Source organism: Pseudomonas sp. SORGH_AS_0199, from assembly GCF_031453735.1.
Taxonomy (GTDB): Bacteria; Pseudomonadota; Gammaproteobacteria; order Pseudomonadales; family Pseudomonadaceae; genus Chryseomonas; species Chryseomonas aestiva.
Map to the genome: position 1 here is coordinate 2,164,331 of NZ_JAVJAE010000001.1, position 15,173 is coordinate 2,179,503.

General features: G+C 65.6%; 17 protein-coding genes and 1 riboswitch. Of the genes, 11 read left to right on the forward strand and 6 right to left on the reverse strand.

All coding sequences use genetic code 11. From position 1 onward, the window contains the following. Positions 1–153 precede the first annotated feature (153 nt). Together htpG and QE444_RS10110 are read left to right on the forward strand one after the other, a co-directional pair. Positions 154–2,058 (forward strand): molecular chaperone HtpG, encoded by a 1,905-nt coding sequence (gene htpG, locus QE444_RS10105; protein WP_309738253.1) that lies wholly within the window; start codon positions 154–156, stop codon positions 2,056–2,058. A gap of 55 nt (positions 2,059–2,113) precedes the next feature. Next, the gene (locus tag QE444_RS10110) at positions 2,114–2,851 is read left to right on the forward strand and encodes a dienelactone hydrolase family protein (protein ID WP_309738255.1); all 738 of its coding nucleotides are present in this window, start codon (positions 2,114–2,116) and stop codon (positions 2,849–2,851) included. 43 nt (positions 2,852–2,894) lie between these two features. Here the strand turns inward: QE444_RS10110 and QE444_RS10115 are convergent, their stop codons facing one another. Both QE444_RS10115 and QE444_RS10120 read right to left on the reverse strand, forming a co-directional pair. Next, a complete protein-coding gene (locus QE444_RS10115; protein WP_256664586.1) occupies positions 2,895–3,467 on the reverse strand; it encodes a SprT family zinc-dependent metalloprotease in 573 nt (190 codons plus the stop codon). After that, positions 3,415–4,035 carry a DNA-J related domain-containing protein gene (locus QE444_RS10120; RefSeq protein WP_187978804.1) on the reverse strand — a complete coding sequence of 207 codons (621 nt, stop codon included), beginning with the start codon at positions 4,033–4,035 and terminating at the stop codon, positions 3,415–3,417. Before QE444_RS10120 ends, QE444_RS10115 begins: the two co-directional genes overlap by 53 nt. A 97-nt stretch (positions 4,036–4,132) precedes the next feature. Here QE444_RS10120 and ttcA point away from each other — a divergent pair, with 97 nt between their 5' ends. From ttcA to QE444_RS10165, 9 genes are all read left to right on the forward strand, one after another. Then, positions 4,133–4,957, forward strand: coding sequence for a tRNA 2-thiocytidine(32) synthetase TtcA (gene ttcA, locus QE444_RS10125; RefSeq protein WP_187978805.1), 825 nt, complete (start codon positions 4,133–4,135; stop codon positions 4,955–4,957). Continuing rightward, entirely contained in the window at positions 4,957–5,628 is a 672-nt protein-coding gene (locus tag QE444_RS10130) for a DNA-3-methyladenine glycosylase I (RefSeq protein WP_309738258.1), read from the forward strand. The genes ttcA and QE444_RS10130 overlap by 1 nt, the downstream gene beginning before the upstream one ends. Then, positions 5,625–6,389, forward strand: a complete 765-nt coding sequence (locus QE444_RS10135; protein WP_309738260.1) for an NAD-dependent protein deacylase — start codon at positions 5,625–5,627, stop codon at positions 6,387–6,389. The genes QE444_RS10130 and QE444_RS10135 overlap by 4 nt, the downstream gene beginning before the upstream one ends. 96 nt (positions 6,390–6,485) lie before the next feature. After that, complete coding sequence (locus QE444_RS10140; protein WP_405046416.1) at positions 6,486–7,124, forward strand: C40 family peptidase; 639 nt, start codon at positions 6,486–6,488, stop codon at positions 7,122–7,124. 96 nt (positions 7,125–7,220) lie between these two features. Next, complete coding sequence (locus QE444_RS10145) at positions 7,221–7,757, forward strand: C40 family peptidase (RefSeq protein WP_017638877.1); 537 nt, start codon at positions 7,221–7,223, stop codon at positions 7,755–7,757. 54 nt (positions 7,758–7,811) lie between these two features. Beyond that, positions 7,812–8,132 carry a hypothetical protein gene (locus QE444_RS10150; protein ID WP_309738266.1) on the forward strand — a complete coding sequence of 107 codons (321 nt, stop codon included), beginning with the start codon at positions 7,812–7,814 and terminating at the stop codon, positions 8,130–8,132. Positions 8,133–8,410: 278 nt separating this feature from the next. After that, on the forward strand, positions 8,411–9,637 hold the full coding sequence (locus QE444_RS10155; RefSeq protein WP_285387400.1) for a cytochrome c: 1,227 nt from the start codon (positions 8,411–8,413) through the stop codon (positions 9,635–9,637). Positions 9,638–9,639: 2 nt separating this feature from the next. After that, a complete protein-coding gene (locus QE444_RS10160; RefSeq protein WP_133859659.1) occupies positions 9,640–10,122 on the forward strand; it encodes a (2Fe-2S)-binding protein in 483 nt (160 codons plus the stop codon). Continuing rightward, positions 10,119–12,374: a molybdopterin cofactor-binding domain-containing protein gene (locus QE444_RS10165; RefSeq protein WP_309738271.1), complete on the forward strand. Its 2,256-nt coding sequence runs from the start codon at positions 10,119–10,121 to the stop codon at positions 12,372–12,374. Before QE444_RS10160 ends, QE444_RS10165 begins: the two co-directional genes overlap by 4 nt. Here QE444_RS10165 and QE444_RS10170 read toward each other — a convergent pair. From QE444_RS10170 to QE444_RS10185, 4 genes are all read right to left on the reverse strand, one after another. Further along, positions 12,371–12,988: a DedA family protein gene (locus tag QE444_RS10170; RefSeq protein ID WP_309738273.1), complete on the reverse strand. Its 618-nt coding sequence runs from the start codon at positions 12,986–12,988 to the stop codon at positions 12,371–12,373. The two genes, QE444_RS10165 and QE444_RS10170, sit on opposite strands and share 4 nt — an antisense overlap. 131 nt (positions 12,989–13,119) lie before the next feature. Further along, a complete protein-coding gene (locus QE444_RS10175) occupies positions 13,120–13,953 on the reverse strand; it encodes a metallophosphoesterase (RefSeq protein ID WP_309738275.1) in 834 nt (277 codons plus the stop codon). A 69-nt stretch (positions 13,954–14,022) separates the two neighbouring features. Next, the gene (locus QE444_RS10180; RefSeq protein ID WP_309738277.1) at positions 14,023–14,391 is read right to left on the reverse strand and encodes a YggL family protein; all 369 of its coding nucleotides are present in this window, start codon (positions 14,389–14,391) and stop codon (positions 14,023–14,025) included. A 137-nt stretch (positions 14,392–14,528) separates the two neighbouring features. Beyond that, the gene (locus tag QE444_RS10185; protein ID WP_309738278.1) at positions 14,529–14,858 is read right to left on the reverse strand and encodes a four-helix bundle copper-binding protein; all 330 of its coding nucleotides are present in this window, start codon (positions 14,856–14,858) and stop codon (positions 14,529–14,531) included. A gap of 99 nt (positions 14,859–14,957) precedes the next feature. After that, positions 14,958–15,151: riboswitch (cobalamin riboswitch) on the forward strand. Positions 15,152–15,173 lie beyond the last annotated feature (22 nt).

Sequence of the window (15,173 nt, forward strand, 5' to 3'; positions counted from 1 at the left end):
AAAAGTTAAGTTCCGCGTCTAGCCCAGGCATCGCGCAAATTCCTACTTGCATCGCGAACCGAGCGCGCCAAGGTTGAAATGTCATCGGGCGCCCCCATCTCCGCGACATCGCCAGGCATCTGGTGCGTACCTATCGATAGCGGAGTTCGTAGCATGAGTGTGGAGACTCAAAAGGAAACCCTAGGCTTCCAGACCGAAGTGAAGCAGCTGCTTCACCTGATGATTCACTCGCTGTATTCCAACAAGGAAATCTTCCTGCGCGAATTGATTTCCAACGCCTCCGACGCGGCCGACAAGCTCAGATTCGAGGCCTTGTCCAAGCCCGAACTGCTCGAAGGCGGGGATACGCTGAAGATTCGCCTGAGCTTCGACAAGGAGGCCGGCACGGTCACCCTCGAAGACAACGGCATCGGCATGAGCCGCGAAGAGGTGATCGCTCACCTCGGCACCATCGCCAAGTCTGGTACCGCCGATTTCCTGAAGAATCTCAGCGGCGACCAGAAGAAGGATTCCAACCTCATCGGTCAGTTCGGCGTGGGCTTCTACTCGGCGTTCATCGTCGCCGATCAGGTCGACGTCTACACCCGCCGTGCCGGCCATCCCGCCGCCGAAGGCGTGCACTGGTCGTCGAAGGGGGAAGGGGAGTTCGAGGTCGCGAACATCGACAAGCCCGAACGCGGTACCCGCATCGTGCTGCACCTCAAACCCGAGGAAACCGAGTTCGCCGATGGCTGGCGCCTGCGCAACGTGGTCAAGAAATACTCCGACCACATCGGCCTGCCCATCGAGCTGCCCAAGGAGCAGCAGGGTGGCGAGGACGAGCAGCCGACCGCCGCCGAGTGGGAAACCGTCAACCGTGCCAGCGCGCTCTGGACCCGTCCGCGTACCGAACTCAAGGACGAGGACTACCAGGAGTTCTACAAGCACGTCGGCCATGACTTCGAGAATCCGCTGACCTGGAGCCACAACAAAGTCGAGGGCAAGCTCGAATACACCTCGCTGCTGTACGTGCCGGCCCGTGCGCCCTTCGATCTCTACCAGCGTGAAGCGCCCAAGGGCCTGAAGCTCTATGTGCAGCGCGTCTTCATCATGGACCAGGCCGACCAGTTCCTGCCGCTGTACCTGAGATTCATCAAGGGTGTAGTGGATTCCAACGACCTGTCGCTGAACGTGTCCCGCGAGATCCTGCAGAAGGATCCGGTGATCGACTCCATGAAGTCGGCGCTGACCAAGCGCGTGCTGGACATGCTCGAGAAGCTGGCCAAGAGCGAGCCGGAGAAGTACCAGTCGTTCTGGGGCCACTTCGGCCAGGTGCTCAAGGAAGGTCCCGCGGAAGACTTCGCCAACCGCGAGAAGATCGCCGGCCTGCTGCGTTTCGCCTCGACCCACAATGGCGACGATGCCCAGAATGTGTCCCTGGCCGACTACATCGGCCGGATGAAGGAAGGTCAGGACAAGATCTACTACCTGACCGGCGAGAGCCATGCCCAGATCAAGAACAGCCCGCACCTGGAAGTCTTCCGCAAGAAGGATGTCGAGGTACTGCTGCTGACCGATCGCATCGACGAGTGGCTGATGAGCTATCTCACCGAATTCGACGGCAAGCATTTCGTCGATGTCGCCCGTGGCGATCTGGATCTCGGCAAGCTCGACAGCGAAGAAGACAAGCAGGCCCAGGAAGAGGTCGCCAAGACCAAGGAAGGCCTGGTGGAGCGCCTCAAGCAGGCCCTGGATGCCCAGGTCAGCGAAGTTCGCGTGTCCCATCGCCTGACCGATTCGCCGGCGATCCTGGCCATCGGCGAGCAGGACCTCGGCTTGCAGATGCGCCGCATCCTGGAAGCCAGCGGTCAGAAGGCGCCGGATTCCAAGCCGATCTTCGAGATCAATCCGCAGCACCCGCTGATCGAGAAACTCGATGGCGAGCCCGACGAGGACCGCTTCGCCGACCTGTCGCACATCCTGTTCGATCAGGCTGCGCTGGCCGCGGGCGACAGCCTCAAGGATCCCGCCGCCTATGTCCGCCGGTTAAACAAACTGCTGGTGGAATTGTCCGCTTGAAGATGGAGAAGCCCGCCTCGGCGGGCTTTTTCTTATCTATCCTTTGGAGGACCCCATGGTCGAAGTCACTGTAAAACCCGTTGCCTACGAAATCGATGGTCAGCCGTTCGAGAGCCAGCTGGTGTACGCCACCAGCAGTCATCCGACCCGTCCGGGCGTGCTCTTCGCGCCCAACTGGATGGGGGTGTCCCATGGCGCCGTCGACCAGGCCAAGGCGCTGGCCGAGGCCGACGGCCTGGCTTACCTGGTCGTGGATTTCTACGGTCGCAATGTGCGCCCGCAGAATGCCGACGAGGCCCTGGCGGCCATGACGCCGATCCGCGGCGATCGCGCGCTGTTGCGCCAGCGCATGCAGGCGGCTCATGCGGCGCTGGTCGCCCAGGCCGAGACGGCGGCGGTGGATGTCCACCAGATCGCTGCCATCGGCTTCTGTTTTGGCGGCTGCGCGGCGCTGGAACTGGCGCGCGATGGGGCGCCGCTGAGCGCCGTGGTGACCTTCCACGCCAATCTGGATACGCCCAACCCGGCCGATGCGGCTCGTATTACCGGTCCGGTGTTGGTGCTGCACGGCGCCGCCGATCCCATGGTGCCGGACGAGCAGCTCATTGGCTTCCGCCAGGAGATGGATGCCGCCCAGGTGGATTGGCAACTGCTGAGCTATGGCGGCGCGGTGCATTCCTTCACCGATCCCGAAGCCAACAATCCGGGCAAGCAGCAGTATCACCCGGTGGTGGCCAAGCGTGCCTTCCTGGCGATGCACAACCTGTTCGACGAGGTCTTCGCCCAGGGCTGATGATTTTCGTTGTCTGCCGGAGCCCGGGTCGGGCCCAGCAGGGTCAGCCGCGGATGACTTCCTGGGTGAAATCCAGGGGCCCGCGGCAGCGTCGGCACAGATAGCGCCGTCCCTTGCGCACCAGGGCGTGACGCTGGGCAGTGAATTCGAAGCGACCGTCCGGACAGTTGCAGCGATACAGGTACAGGGTGCGGGCCCGTTGCGGCAATTCGTAGGTATGGCAGCGATCCGGCGGCAGGCCATAGACCCCGCGCATGATCAGCTGCCACTCCTCGCCATGGGGCCTGATGCTGCCACCGAACAACTGGTGCGCCACCAGATGCGCCACCTCGTGGGCCACGGTCTGTTCGAGGAAGTGGGCGCGATTTTGCTGATAGAGCTGCCCATTGAATCTCAACCGGTTCTCGGTGAGATGGGCGACGCCGGCGCGCTGGCCGCGCAGGGCCAGGCCGACGTCAGGGCGCGGGAAGCGACGTTTGAAGAAGGCCTCGGCCTGCCGATAGCAGTCTTCGACCCGGGCGTGGAGTTGTTCAGGCATGGGCAACCTCTGGCGAGGCGGGTGATTATGCCGAAGCTGGTGCCTGCGCCCTAGCGTCCGCGGTCGGCTGATGCCCATAGTGCCGCCTCAGCGTATCCATGGCCGCGTTGATGGTCTGCAGTCGACCGGTGCTGCCGCCACGATCCGGATGGTGCCGGCTGGCGAGCTGGCGATAGCGGCGGCGGATCTGGCCGTAGTCCGCCGAACGATCCAGGCCGAGCAGGCGCAGGGCTTCCAGCAGTTCGGACTCGCCATTGACCAGCGCCCAGAAGTGATTGAGCAGGTTGGCCACGTCTTCCGGCGTGGTGGTCTCCAGCTGGGTGAGATCCAAGTAATAGGCGCGCAGCGGATCGGCCACGATCAGCCCGGGCCGGGCACGCAGATAGGGTCGCAGTTCGATGCGCAGGGCGCTGATGATCAGTTCGGCGCGCTGTTCGGCACGCAGCTGATCGCGCAGCTGGTAGAGGGCATTGAAGACGCGAAAATGCAGGCGGAAGAGTTCGTAGTTGTCGGTCACCGGGCGCGGCGGGACCAGGTGCGAACCCGCCCGACGCAAGGCCTGCAGCAACTCGTACTCCGACAGGCTGGTCTGGGCCCCGAGCAGTTCCTGATGGAGCGCCGTCATGAGCGCCTGGGTTTCGCTCATGGCTGCCGGTCGCCGCGGACTGACGTTCGGGGTAGGGCGGCGGAAGCTTTGCGCGTAAAATGCCGGCCTTTCGTTTTTTCCTTTCGCGGATTCATCCATGGGCACCCTTTCGGTCAACCAGAACAAGCTGCAAAAACGCCTGCGCCGTCTTACCGGCGAAGCCATCGCCGACTACAACATGATCGAGGACGGCGACAAGGTCATGGTCTGCCTGTCCGGTGGCAAGGACAGCTACACCCTGCTCGACATGCTGCTCTATCTGCAGAAGGTCGCGCCGATTCGCTTCGAGATCGTGGCGGTCAACCTCGACCAGAAGCAGCCGGGCTTTCCTGAACACGTTTTACCCCAGTATCTGCAGGAACTGGGGGTCGAGTACCACGTTCTGGAACGTGATACCTATTCCGTGGTGAAGGAAAAGATCCCCGAGGGCAAGACCACCTGTTCGCTGTGCTCGCGCCTGCGCCGGGGCATTCTCTATACCTTCGCCGACGAGATCGGTGCGACGAAGATGGCGCTCGGCCATCATCGCGATGACATGGTAGAAACCTTCTTCCTCAATTTGTTCCATGGCGGCACCCTCAAGGCCATGCCGCCCAAGTTGCGCGCCGATGACGGCCGCAATGTGGTGATCCGTCCGCTCGCCTACTGCAACGAGAAGGACATCGAGGCCTACGCCGTCCTGCGCGAATTCCCCATCATTCCCTGCAACCTTTGCGGCTCCCAGGAAAACCTGCAGCGCAAGGTGGTCAAGGAGATGCTGCTGGAGTGGGAGCGCAAGACGCCGGGGCGCACCGAGATCATGTTCCGCGCCCTGCAGAACGTGGTGCCCTCGCAGCTGGCCGATCGCGAGCTGTTCGACTTCGCCGGTCTCAAGATCGATGACAGCGCGACCCCGCGCTTCGTCCAGGTGATGAATCTCTGATGCGGGACTACGCCTGGCTGCTCGAATACGCCCTCAACCGCTGTGGCTCGCGTGCGGCCCTGGAAGCGCGACTGCCGCAACCGGTGGACGCCGCGACCCTGAGGTCCGTGGGCGATGACCGCTATCTGTCGCTGCTGACCCGCCGCATCTTTCGCGCCGGACTCAAGCACAGCCTAGTGGATGCCAAGTGGCCGGCCTTCGAGGAGGTCTTCTTCGGCTTCGATCCGGAGAAGGTGGTGCTCATGGGCGGCGAACGCCTGGAGCGGCTGATGCAGGATGCGCGGCTGATCCGCCACCTGGGCAAGTTGCGCAGCGTGCCGATCAACGCCCAGATGGTACTCGACTTCCAGCGCAGCCACGGCAGCTTCGGCCAGTTGCTGGCCGAATGGCCCACAGAGGACATCGTTGGCCTGTGGGAACTGCTGACCAAGCGTGGCAACCAGCTGGGTGGCCTGTCGGCGCAGCGCTTCCTGCGCATGGCCGGCAAGGACACCTTCCTGGCGACCGACGATGTGGTGACGGCGCTCAAGGCGCAGAACATCCTCGACAAGGCGCCCACCGCCAAGCGCGATCGGCAGAAGATGCAGGAGGCCTTCAACCTCTGGCGGGAACAGAGCGGGCGTCCGCTCTGCCAGCTGTCGGTGATGCTGGCCCTGACGGTGAATCATTGACTGACGCCCTGGCCCGCGCCCGGGGTCTGCTCGCGCGGGCCGGGCGGGTGCTGTTCATCACCGGGGCAGGGCTCTCCGCCGACTCCGGACTGCCGACCTATCGCGGCCTCGGCGGGCTGTACAACGGCCTCACCGAGGAAGGCATCCCCATCGAGGCGGCTCTTTCGGGCAGCATGCTCCGGCAGCGCCCGGAGCTCTGCTGGCGCTACCTGGCGCAACTCGGCCGCGCCTGCGCCGCGGCCGTGCCCAATGCGGCGCACCAGGCGATCACCGATTTCGGCATTCGGCGTCCCGGCAGCTGGGTACTGACACAGAACATCGACGGCTTTCATCGGCAGTCGGGTTTTCCATCGGAGCGGCTGATCGAGATCCACGGACAACTGGAGCCGCTCGCCTGCATGAGTTGCGCGCAGGCCGTCGAGGAGGCTCAAGATTACCTGGCCGGCCCTTTGCCGCCGCGGTGTCCCTCCTGTGGCGGCATGCTGCGGCCACCCGTGGTGCTGTTCGAGGAAGCCTTGCCGGTCACCGAGCTGCAGCGTCTGCAGGAGGCGGTAAAGGAGGGCTTCGACCTGGTGATCGCCGTCGGCACCACGGCTGCCTTCGGCTATATCCAGGCGCCGATCGGGCAGACCCTGGCGCAGGGGGGTGACCTCATCGAGATCAACCCGGACCGTTCGTCGCTGAGTGGCCTGGCGACCGTTCAACTCAAAAAAAGGGCCGTAGACGTCCTTCCTCGGCTTTTGAGTCACATCGAGGGCTAAAAAAACTTGCCATCTGTGATCCAGGTCGGCAAGGTGTCGAAACTTTGAAAAAACGACACGGTCGTGCCCATGCCAAGGAACCGCCTCGCACCCCTCGTGCCCCTGTCTTTTGTCTGTCTGCTCGCCGCCTGTGCGAGTGCGCCGCAAAGTCCCGATGCCGTCGTTAGCCAGGATTCTTCCAGTACTTCCCGGACGTTCCAGACCGCTTCGCTGCATGGGCTGGGTGGCGCTGGTAACGGCTCCGTGACCATGGAGACCGAGGGTGCTCAGCAACGTCCGGTCTTCCCTCATACCCAGTCGCCGCATCAGTTCGACTGGGAGCGCGAGGTCGGCCCGCGCCAGGCGCTGCCGAACCTGGCGGACCAGATCCTCAATCGTGCCACCCAGCTGGTAGGGACGCCCTATCGCCGTGGCGGCAGCACCCTGGCCGGTTTCGACTGCAGCGGTTTCGTCAATTACGTCTTTCGTGAGCGCGCCGGGATGGCCCTGCCGCGTTCCACCCGCGAGATCATCGATCTCGAAGTACCGGTAGTCAGCAAGAACGATCTGGAACCTGGCGATCTGTTGCTGTTCAATAGCAACGGCCGTGGCCGGGTCAGTCACACCGGTATCTACATGGGCGAGGGCAAGTTCATCCATTCCTCCAGTCGTCGTAGCGGCGGGGTGCGGGTGGACAGCCTGAACGACCAGTACTGGAAGGTGAGTTTCCTGGAAGGCAAGCGCGTATTGCGCTGAGGCGTATCGCCGCGATCTTCGCCGGTGCGCCTCGAGGACCCGTCGAGGCTGCGTGGCAGGCCGACGGTGATCGATGGATAACTAAGGATGTCTCCAATGCCGCATGCGGCTCGCCTCGGATTGTATTGCGCCTTCGTACTGCTGGCCGCCTGTGCCGGCAGGCCGCCCCAGGCCCCCGCACCGGTCGCCCCGGTCGTCTCCCGTCCCCTGCTGGAAAGCCAGGCCCAGGCGGCCAACGATGTACTCTTTCGGGCCATCGGCCTGGTCGGCACCCCCTATCGCTACGGCGGCAACACCCCGGCCGGTGGGTTCGACTGCAGCGGTCTGATCGGCTACGTCTATCGCGATGCGGCTGGCGTGACCCTGCCGCGCTCGACCCGCGAGATGATTACCCTCGGCTCGCCCAATGTGGCGCGCAACGCCCTGCAGCCCGGTGATCTGATCTTCTTCGCCACCGCCGGTGGCCGTCAGGTCAGCCATGCCGGTATCTATGTGGGGGAGGGGCGCTTCGTCCATGCGCCGCGTACCGGCGGTACCGTGCGCCTGGACAGCCTGGCCAAGCCCTACTGGCAGAACAGCTACCTGCAGGCCAAGCGGGTGCTGGTCACGCCGAGTCTCGCCGGCGGCTATTGAACCCCGTTTCGCCCGGGCCGCTCGAATGGGTATCCAGCCCGTGCGGAGCCCATCATGCCCCAGGCGATACGTCTGCCGCCCCAGCCGGCTCGCTGCGAGCTGTGCGGTCGGGCGGCGCCGCTCACCCGCCATCATCTGATCCCTCGCTCGCTGCACGACAAGGCCTACGTGCGCAAGAGATTCGACCGCATCAGCCGGATCACCGCCACCCTCTGGGTCTGCCGACCCTGCCACAACCATATCCACCAGACCTTCGACGAAAAGGCCCTGGCGCTGGAATACAACAGCCGCGAATTGCTGCTCAGCGATCCGCGCATTCGCCAGTTCGTTGACTGGCTGGCGGCCAAGCCCGATGGCTTCGTGCCCAAGCGTTGAGTAATACCACCCCTATAGAATTTTACGTCTGGGTGGTTTCCTTCCTGTTCGGAGTGCAGGTAATCAGGATCCGAGGCAGGCAGCGTTCCAAGGGCACGCATCAGGACGAAGCCGGACCAGGGTGGGAATGTAAAGGCCGTCGTCAAGGTGCGGGTCGAAACTGTCGTCTGTATCTCACCTCCGGGGGCGAACGTCACGGCGGCTTGCCGCTGCGATTAGGATGAAGGCAAAGCCACGGCGTAATCGGCCAGTCCGATTCGACCTCACGAGGAGAGCTGATGAGATCCCTGGCCCTGCCCCTGCTGGCGGGGATGCTGCTCCTGTCCAGGACCGCGCTGGTCCACGCCGACGAGACGCCCCTGGCGCGTGGCGAATATCTGACCCGCCTGGGCAACTGCCAGGGCTGCCATACCCGTCCCGATGGCGCGCCCTTCGCCGGTGGCGTCGCCTTCGAGACGCCTTTTGGCCGTCTCTATTCGAGCAACATCACCCCGGATCGCGAACACGGACTGGGGGACTGGACGGCAGACGAGTTTCGCCGGGCCTTGCACGAAGGCCTCGGGCGCGAGGGTGAGCAGCTCTATCCGGCCTTTCCCTATACGGCCTTTACCCGCTTGAGCGACGAGGATGTCGCGGCCATCTTCGCCTACCTGCAGGTCCAGCGCCCCGTGCCCTATGCACCGCCGGCCAACGCGCTGCGCTTTCCCTTCGATCAGCGCGCGCTGATCCGTGGCTGGAAATGGCTGAACTTCCGTCAGGGCCCACTGCCCGCCGTGACGGACGCTCAGGTGGCGCGGGGCGCCTACCTGGCGGAGGCGGTGGGACACTGCCAGGAGTGCCATACGCCGCGCACCTGGAGCCAGGGTCTCGACAGCGGCCGGGCCTATGCCGGCGCGACCCAGCAGGGCTGGACCGCCTGGAATCTCACCGCGGATCCCCGCGGCCTTGGCGGCTGGAGCGATGCCAAGCTGGCCAGCTATCTGCGCGAAGGGCACCAGCGTGGCGAAGCCGTGGCGGCGGGACCCATGGCCGAGGTGGTGAGTGGCGGTACCCGTCATCTGAACGATGCGGACCTCGGCGCCCTGATCGCCTATCTGCGGACCCTGCCGGCGCAGCCCGGAGCGGTGCCGGCACGGGCCGAGGTGCAGCCGCCCGGGGAAACCGGGCCGCTCACCGCCGCCGAGGCGGAAAGCGCGGCCTTGCTGCAATCCGCCTGCGCCAGCTGTCATGCCCCGGACGACCGGGGGCCGGCTGGTCCCTATCCGCGCTCCTTCAGCAACTATTCGGCGGTGCGCGATCCCTCGGGGACCAACCTGGTACGTGTCCTGCTCGACGGCCTCGATCGCCAGGGGCGGACCGAACATGCCTTCATGCCAGCCTATCGGGACTTGCTCAGCGATCAGCAACTGGCCGACCTGGCCACCTACATCGGCCGCCGCTTTGGCGGTCACGCCGCCGACATCCGTGCTGCGGACGTGGCGGCCGCGCGCAAAGGAGAGAAATAGCGGTGGCGGCCATCGAATTGAAGGTCAATGGCGAGCAGCGACAACTCGACGTCGATCCGCGCATGCCCTTGCTGGAGGCCTTGCGTGACGAACTGGGTCTCAAGGGGCCGAAGTTCGGCTGCGGCCTGGGCGAGTGTGGCGCCTGTACGGTGCTGGCGGATGGCAAGCCGGTGCGTGCCTGCCTGTTGCCGGCAGTCTCCTTTGCCGGTCGTGAGCTGCTTACCCTGGAAGGTCTGGGTACGCCTGAGGCGCCGCACGCGCTGCAGCAGGCCTTTATCGAGGAACAGGCGGCGCAGTGCGGCTATTGCATCCCCGGCATGGTGATGACCGCCCGGGCGCTGCTCGAACGCGTGCCCGATCCCAGCGATGCGCAGATCCGCCAGGCGCTGGCGGCCAACTTCTGTGGCTGCGGTACCCACTATCGCATCCTGCGGGCGGTCAAGCGGGCGGCGGTGCTCCTGCGCGACGGGCAGGCTCCGGCATGACGCTGTCGCGACGTGCCTTTCTCGGCGGCAGCGCAGTGCTGCTGCTGGGCTTCAGCCTGCAGCGACCGGTCGCCGCCCAGGTGCTGTCTGCACCGGCTGACCCGGCTGACCCGGCGGACCTGGCCAAGACCCTCGATCAGCGCCAGCTGGACGCCTGGCTGGCGGTGGATGCCCAGGGCCAGGTCACCGTCTACAGCGGCAAGGTGGAACTGGGTACCGGGGTCAGCACGGCGTTGCGGCAGATCGTGGCCGAGGAGCTTTGCGTGGCCTTTGCCGCCACCCGGCTGATCCAGGGCGATACCCGGCTGACCCCGGACCAGGGCATCACCGCCGGCAGCAAGAGTCTGCAGGTGGGCGGCGCCCAGTTGCGCAAGGCCGCCGCCAGCGCGCGGCAATTCCTGTTTCTGGAGGGATCGCGGCGCCTGGGGCTGGATCTGGCGGTGGTGGACACGGTGGATGGCCGCGTGGTCTATCGTGGCGATCCCACCGGGCGCTATGTCAGCTATGGCGAACTGGTGGGCGGACGGCCCCTGGGGCGGCTGGTCAATCAGGCCGTGCGTACCCGCGCCGTCAAGGATTACCGCCTGGTCGGCACCTCGGTGCCGCGCGAGGACATCCCCGCCAAGCTGTTTGGCAGCTTCGATTACGTCCACGACCGGCGCCTGCCCGGCATGCTGCACGGCTGCGTGATACGGCCACCCTGCACCGGTTCGGCGCGGCTGGCGGGGGTGAGCCTGCGCGGTATCGATGCCAGCGCGCTGCCGGCTGGCGCTCAGCTGGTGTACGAAGGCGCCTTCGTCGCGGTGGTGGCCGAGCAGCCCTGGCTGGCGCGGCAGGGCGCGGCGGCGCTGCGGGTGGACTGGAGCCTGGTGCCGGATCTGCCGCTGCCGGGCGAACTCTACGCCCAGCTGGAAGCCAAGGCCGGACCGGCCGACATCCAGCAGGAGGCCGGCGATGTCGCGGGCGAATTGGCGAATGCCGCGCAGCGGCTGGACGCCGAGTATCGCTGGCCCTATCAGAACCATGACTCCATCGGTCCCTCCTGCGCGGTGGCGGACGTGCGTGCCGACGGCGCCACGGTCTGGAGCGGTACCCAGGGCGTCTACCAGCTCCGGGCGGCACTGGCGGATCTGCTGGCGCTGCCGGAAGACAGTATCCATGTCATCTATCAGCAGGCTTCGGGTTGCTATGGCCATAACGGCGCCGATGACGCGGCGGCCGATGCGGCGCTGCTGTCCAAGCTGTGCGGCCGTCCGGTGCGGGTGCAGTGGAGTCGGGCCGACGAGCACGGCTGGAATCCCAAGGGCCCGGCCATGCTGCTGCGTCTGGCGGGTGGCCTGAGCGCGGCTGGTGATCTGCTCGCCTGGCGCTTCGCCAACTGGACGCCTACCCACCTGACCCGACCCAATGGCCAGACCGGCAAGGCGGCGCTGCTCGCCGGGCAGCTGGCCTACAACCTGCCGCTCAAGGGTGGGCGGGGTGGTGGCAATCGCAATGCGCCGCTGGACTACGACCTGCTCAACGTCCAGGTGGCGACCCATTGGCTGGAAGCCGGGGATTCGCCGCTGCGACCCTCGGCCCTGCGCGCCCTGGGAGCGGTCGGCAATACCTTTGCCAACGAATCCTTCATGGACGAGCTGGCCCTGGCGGCCGGGGTCGATCCGTTGGAATTCCGCCTGCGCTATCTGCAGGACCCTCGCGCACGGGCGGTGCTGCAGGCCGCCACCGACAAGGCCGGTTGGCAACCACCCACCCGGCAGGAAAAGGCTTGGAACGGTGCCCTGGCGAAAGGGCAGGGGCTGGCCTTCCTGCACTACGAAAACGAGAACGCCTATGTGGCCGCGGTGGTCGAGGTGGCGGTGAGCGAGGCGACGGGGATCCGGGTCACCCGCGTGGTGGTGGCCCATGACTGCGGTCTGATCGTCAATCCGGATGGCCTGCGCAATCAGCTGGAAGGCTGCGTGATCCAGGGCATCGCCCGGACCCTCAAGCAGGCGGTGCGTTTCGATCACCAGGGAGTGACCAGCCTGGAGTGGGGTGCCTATCCGCCGCTGACCTTCAACGAATTGCCCGAGCTGGAACTGGAGCTGATCGATCGGCCGGAAGAACCGGCAGTGGGGGCCGGGGAGGCCACCACCGCGGCCATCCCCGCGGCCATCGCCAATGCCGTGGCGGCGGCGACCGGTCTGCGTCTGCGCGAGGTACCGCTGAATCGCCAGCGTCTGCGCGAGGCGCTGGCCGCTAGCGGCTAGACGCGTTTCAGCCGCTGCTTGAAGAACAGTACGGCGCCGGCGCCCAGCACGGCGATGATCGCCGCGCCGATCCACAGCGACTCGTTGCCGGCGAAGCTGAAGTGGTTGACGCCCTTGGCCGCCAGATAACCCGGGCCCATCATCAGCGGCGCCCAGACGATGGCCGAAAGCACGTTGGCCGACTGGAAGCGCAGCTGGTTCATCGCCATCATCCCGGCCACCAGGGGCACGGTGTTGCGGATCATGGTCAGGAAGCGCCCGCCGAATACCGCGAAGAAGCCATAGCGGCGAAAGAACAGTCGGGTCATGGCCACCTGCTTGCGATAGCGGCGAAAGGGCGGGCGGTGGACGATACTGGGACCGAGCCAGCGGCCGATGATGTAGGAGCAGATGTCGCCGAGGATGGCGCCGACGATGGCGGCCAGCACCAGCGGCACCGGCGAGAGCACTCCGGAGCCGGCCAGGCCGCCGACCACCAGCAGCAGGGCCGTGGCCGGAATGAAGACGCCCAGCAGCACCAGGGATTCGCCAAAGGCGAGCAGGCCGACGAGCAGCGGCGCCCAGGCCTGGTGGGTTTCGATAAAGCCAAGCAGCGATTGCGTCAGGGATTCCATGGGAGGCCACTCTTGCCGAAAGTCCTAAGACTACGTGGCGCCCGTGGCCTGCCAGCCGTTTCAACAGCTTGAATCAATTTCCATTGCGGGAAGTGCGCAGGAGCGCGCATCGGCGCCCCTGACTGGACGCCTCAGCGTTTCGCCAGAGCGTCCTGAGCTGCCTGCCAGCGCAGTGCGTGGCGCTCGCCGACGACGAAACGATCGCCCTGGAAGTCCCAGCGTTCCACGTCCACGGTCTTCTCCGGCCCTTCGCCGACCAGCAGGCGATTGAAGGAGTTGGGCGAGGTGCCGCGCACGCGAGAGGAGAGGGCGGTGCCGGCCTGAACGATCCAGACCTCGCGGGGCAGGGTGGGGTACTGGCGACTCAGCGGCAGCACATAGGGCAGGTGGATATGCCCGCCCATCACCAGATCCAGTCCGGCGTCGGCCCAGGTGGCCAGGGCATGATCGGCGTTGTGCTGCAGATTGCTCAGGTCACTGAGTTCGAGGGCGCCGAAGGGCTGGTGGGCGATGACGATGCGCAGCTTGCCCGGACCGGCGCGGCGCAGGCGCTCGGCCACCCGCTCGATCTGCTCGGTGCTTACCGCGCCATCCTTGTGGCGTTGCGGAGCGGTGGTGTTGAGCCCGACCAGCAACAGCTCGTCGTTTTCGAAACTGGGCTCCAGATCCTGGCCGAAATGGCGGCAATAGTTGCCATAGGGCGTCAGGAAACGCGCGAAGACGTTGTACAGCGGCAGGTCGTGATTACCCGGGATCACCAGGGTGCGGGGAATGCCGTGGCTTTCCAGGCGTTCGACAAAGGTCTTGGCGGCGGCGAATTGTTCGCGCCGGGCGCGCTGGGTGATGTCCCCGGAGAGAATGAGGACATCGGCGCCGTGTTCGCGGACATGGGCTTCCAGAGCCGCGACCACGGCGGGTTGCTCGGTGCCGAAGTGGGTATCGGAGATTTGCAGGAGGGTCGTCATGAGGACCTGGTTTCCAACGGATTCCCCTTTACGACCGCAACGGGCGCCAAGCGATCCGGCGAAGGCTAGTTAGACTTCGCCGTCGTGATGCCAGGCGTCATGCAGCTCGGAGGCATTGGCTTCGCCGACTTCGGTGCGGGCCTTGAGCCAGTCCAGCAGGGCGGTACGGTCTTCCGCGGTGGGCGAGGTGTAGCGCTTGTTGGCCATGATGGTGCCTTCGACCCAGGCGTTGTCGAAGCCGCCGATGTAGTCCAGCTTGCGCTCTTCGACGTAGTCGATGAAGTCGCCCAGGAAGGTGTCCAGATCGTCTTCGCTGAGTTCGTTCTTGAAGCTCACCTTGATTTCAAAGGCCAGTTCCTGGAACTCGCCCAGGTACTGCTTCTTGCGCAGGCGACGCTTCATGCGGCTCAAACGGGGATCTTGGTTGGTATCGGTCATGGCGAAGGCCTGGATATCGATTAAAGGGCGGGCATTATCCCTGGCGTCGACGGCTAATGCCAATGCCGACCGCTCCAGCGGTGGTTGGTCGGGCGGTTTTGCCTGCGACCGGAGCGCGCAGTAGCGGAGGGACCTGCTCAGGCCGCCATGGCCGCGCAGGCATCGGCGCAGGCTTCGCAGGCCCGGGCGCAGGCCTGGCAGTGATCGGCCTTGTGCTTGCCGCATTCGGCGGCGCAGGCGCGGCAGGTGGCCAGGCACAGAGCGCAGGCTTCGGCGATGCGGTCGCTATTGCGCTGCATGAAGGTGGCGGCCAGGCGACAGACATCGGCGCAGTCCCGGTCCAGGCGGACGCAGTCGCGCATCATGTCCAGATTGGCTTCGCCCAGGCAGGCGCTGGCACAGGTTTCACAGGCGGCGGCGCAATCGAGACAGGCCTTGATACAGGCGGCGAGGGTGGCATCGTTCATCCGGTAGCTCCTGGTGTGGGGTGCCTAGGGTGGACCTGGCCGCCTGGCGCCGAGTTCGGCCGGTGCGATCGATTGACGCTTTCCCGGGTAGTCCGTACCCTGCGCCCTTGCACGTGGGGCCCCGCCTCGCCGGGGTGAAACAGGGAAGCCGGTCGAGCCGGCGCTGCCCCCGCAACGGTAGTTGAGCAGTAGCTGCGCGATACCCACTGGCCCAGGCCGGGAAGGGGCGCAGCGGATGTCCCCAGGGCATCGGCTCACCAGCCCGGAGACCGGCCACGCTTGCGTTCATCTCGGCGATGCGGAGGGCGTCGCGCG

What these genes read in the sequence shown, in the direction of transcription:
- QE444_RS10170 (WP_309738273.1), bottom strand. Translation starts at nt 12,988, where the DNA reads ATGGAATCCCTGACGCAATCGCTGCTTGGCTTTATCGAAACCCACCAG.
- QE444_RS10155 (WP_285387400.1), top strand. Translation starts at nt 8,411, where the DNA reads ATGAGATCCCTGGCCCTGCCCCTGCTGGCGGGGATGCTGCTCCTGTCC.
- QE444_RS10115 (WP_256664586.1), bottom strand. Translation starts at nt 3,467, where the DNA reads ATGGGCATCAGCCGACCGCGGACGCTAGGGCGCAGGCACCAGCTTCGG.
- ttcA (WP_187978805.1), top strand. Translation starts at nt 4,133, where the DNA reads ATGGGCACCCTTTCGGTCAACCAGAACAAGCTGCAAAAACGCCTGCGC.
- QE444_RS10180 (WP_309738277.1), bottom strand. Translation starts at nt 14,391, where the DNA reads ATGACCGATACCAACCAAGATCCCCGTTTGAGCCGCATGAAGCGTCGC.
- QE444_RS10145 (WP_017638877.1), top strand. Translation starts at nt 7,221, where the DNA reads ATGCCGCATGCGGCTCGCCTCGGATTGTATTGCGCCTTCGTACTGCTG.
- QE444_RS10110 (WP_309738255.1), top strand. Translation starts at nt 2,114, where the DNA reads ATGGTCGAAGTCACTGTAAAACCCGTTGCCTACGAAATCGATGGTCAG.
- QE444_RS10150 (WP_309738266.1), top strand. Translation starts at nt 7,812, where the DNA reads ATGCCCCAGGCGATACGTCTGCCGCCCCAGCCGGCTCGCTGCGAGCTG.
- QE444_RS10165 (WP_309738271.1), top strand. Translation starts at nt 10,119, where the DNA reads ATGACGCTGTCGCGACGTGCCTTTCTCGGCGGCAGCGCAGTGCTGCTG.
- QE444_RS10175 (WP_309738275.1), bottom strand. Translation starts at nt 13,953, where the DNA reads ATGACGACCCTCCTGCAAATCTCCGATACCCACTTCGGCACCGAGCAA.
- QE444_RS10120 (WP_187978804.1), bottom strand. Translation starts at nt 4,035, where the DNA reads ATGAGCGAAACCCAGGCGCTCATGACGGCGCTCCATCAGGAACTGCTC.
- QE444_RS10130 (WP_309738258.1), top strand. Translation starts at nt 4,957, where the DNA reads ATGCGGGACTACGCCTGGCTGCTCGAATACGCCCTCAACCGCTGTGGC.
- htpG (WP_309738253.1), top strand. Translation starts at nt 154, where the DNA reads ATGAGTGTGGAGACTCAAAAGGAAACCCTAGGCTTCCAGACCGAAGTG.
- QE444_RS10185 (WP_309738278.1), bottom strand. Translation starts at nt 14,858, where the DNA reads ATGAACGATGCCACCCTCGCCGCCTGTATCAAGGCCTGTCTCGATTGC.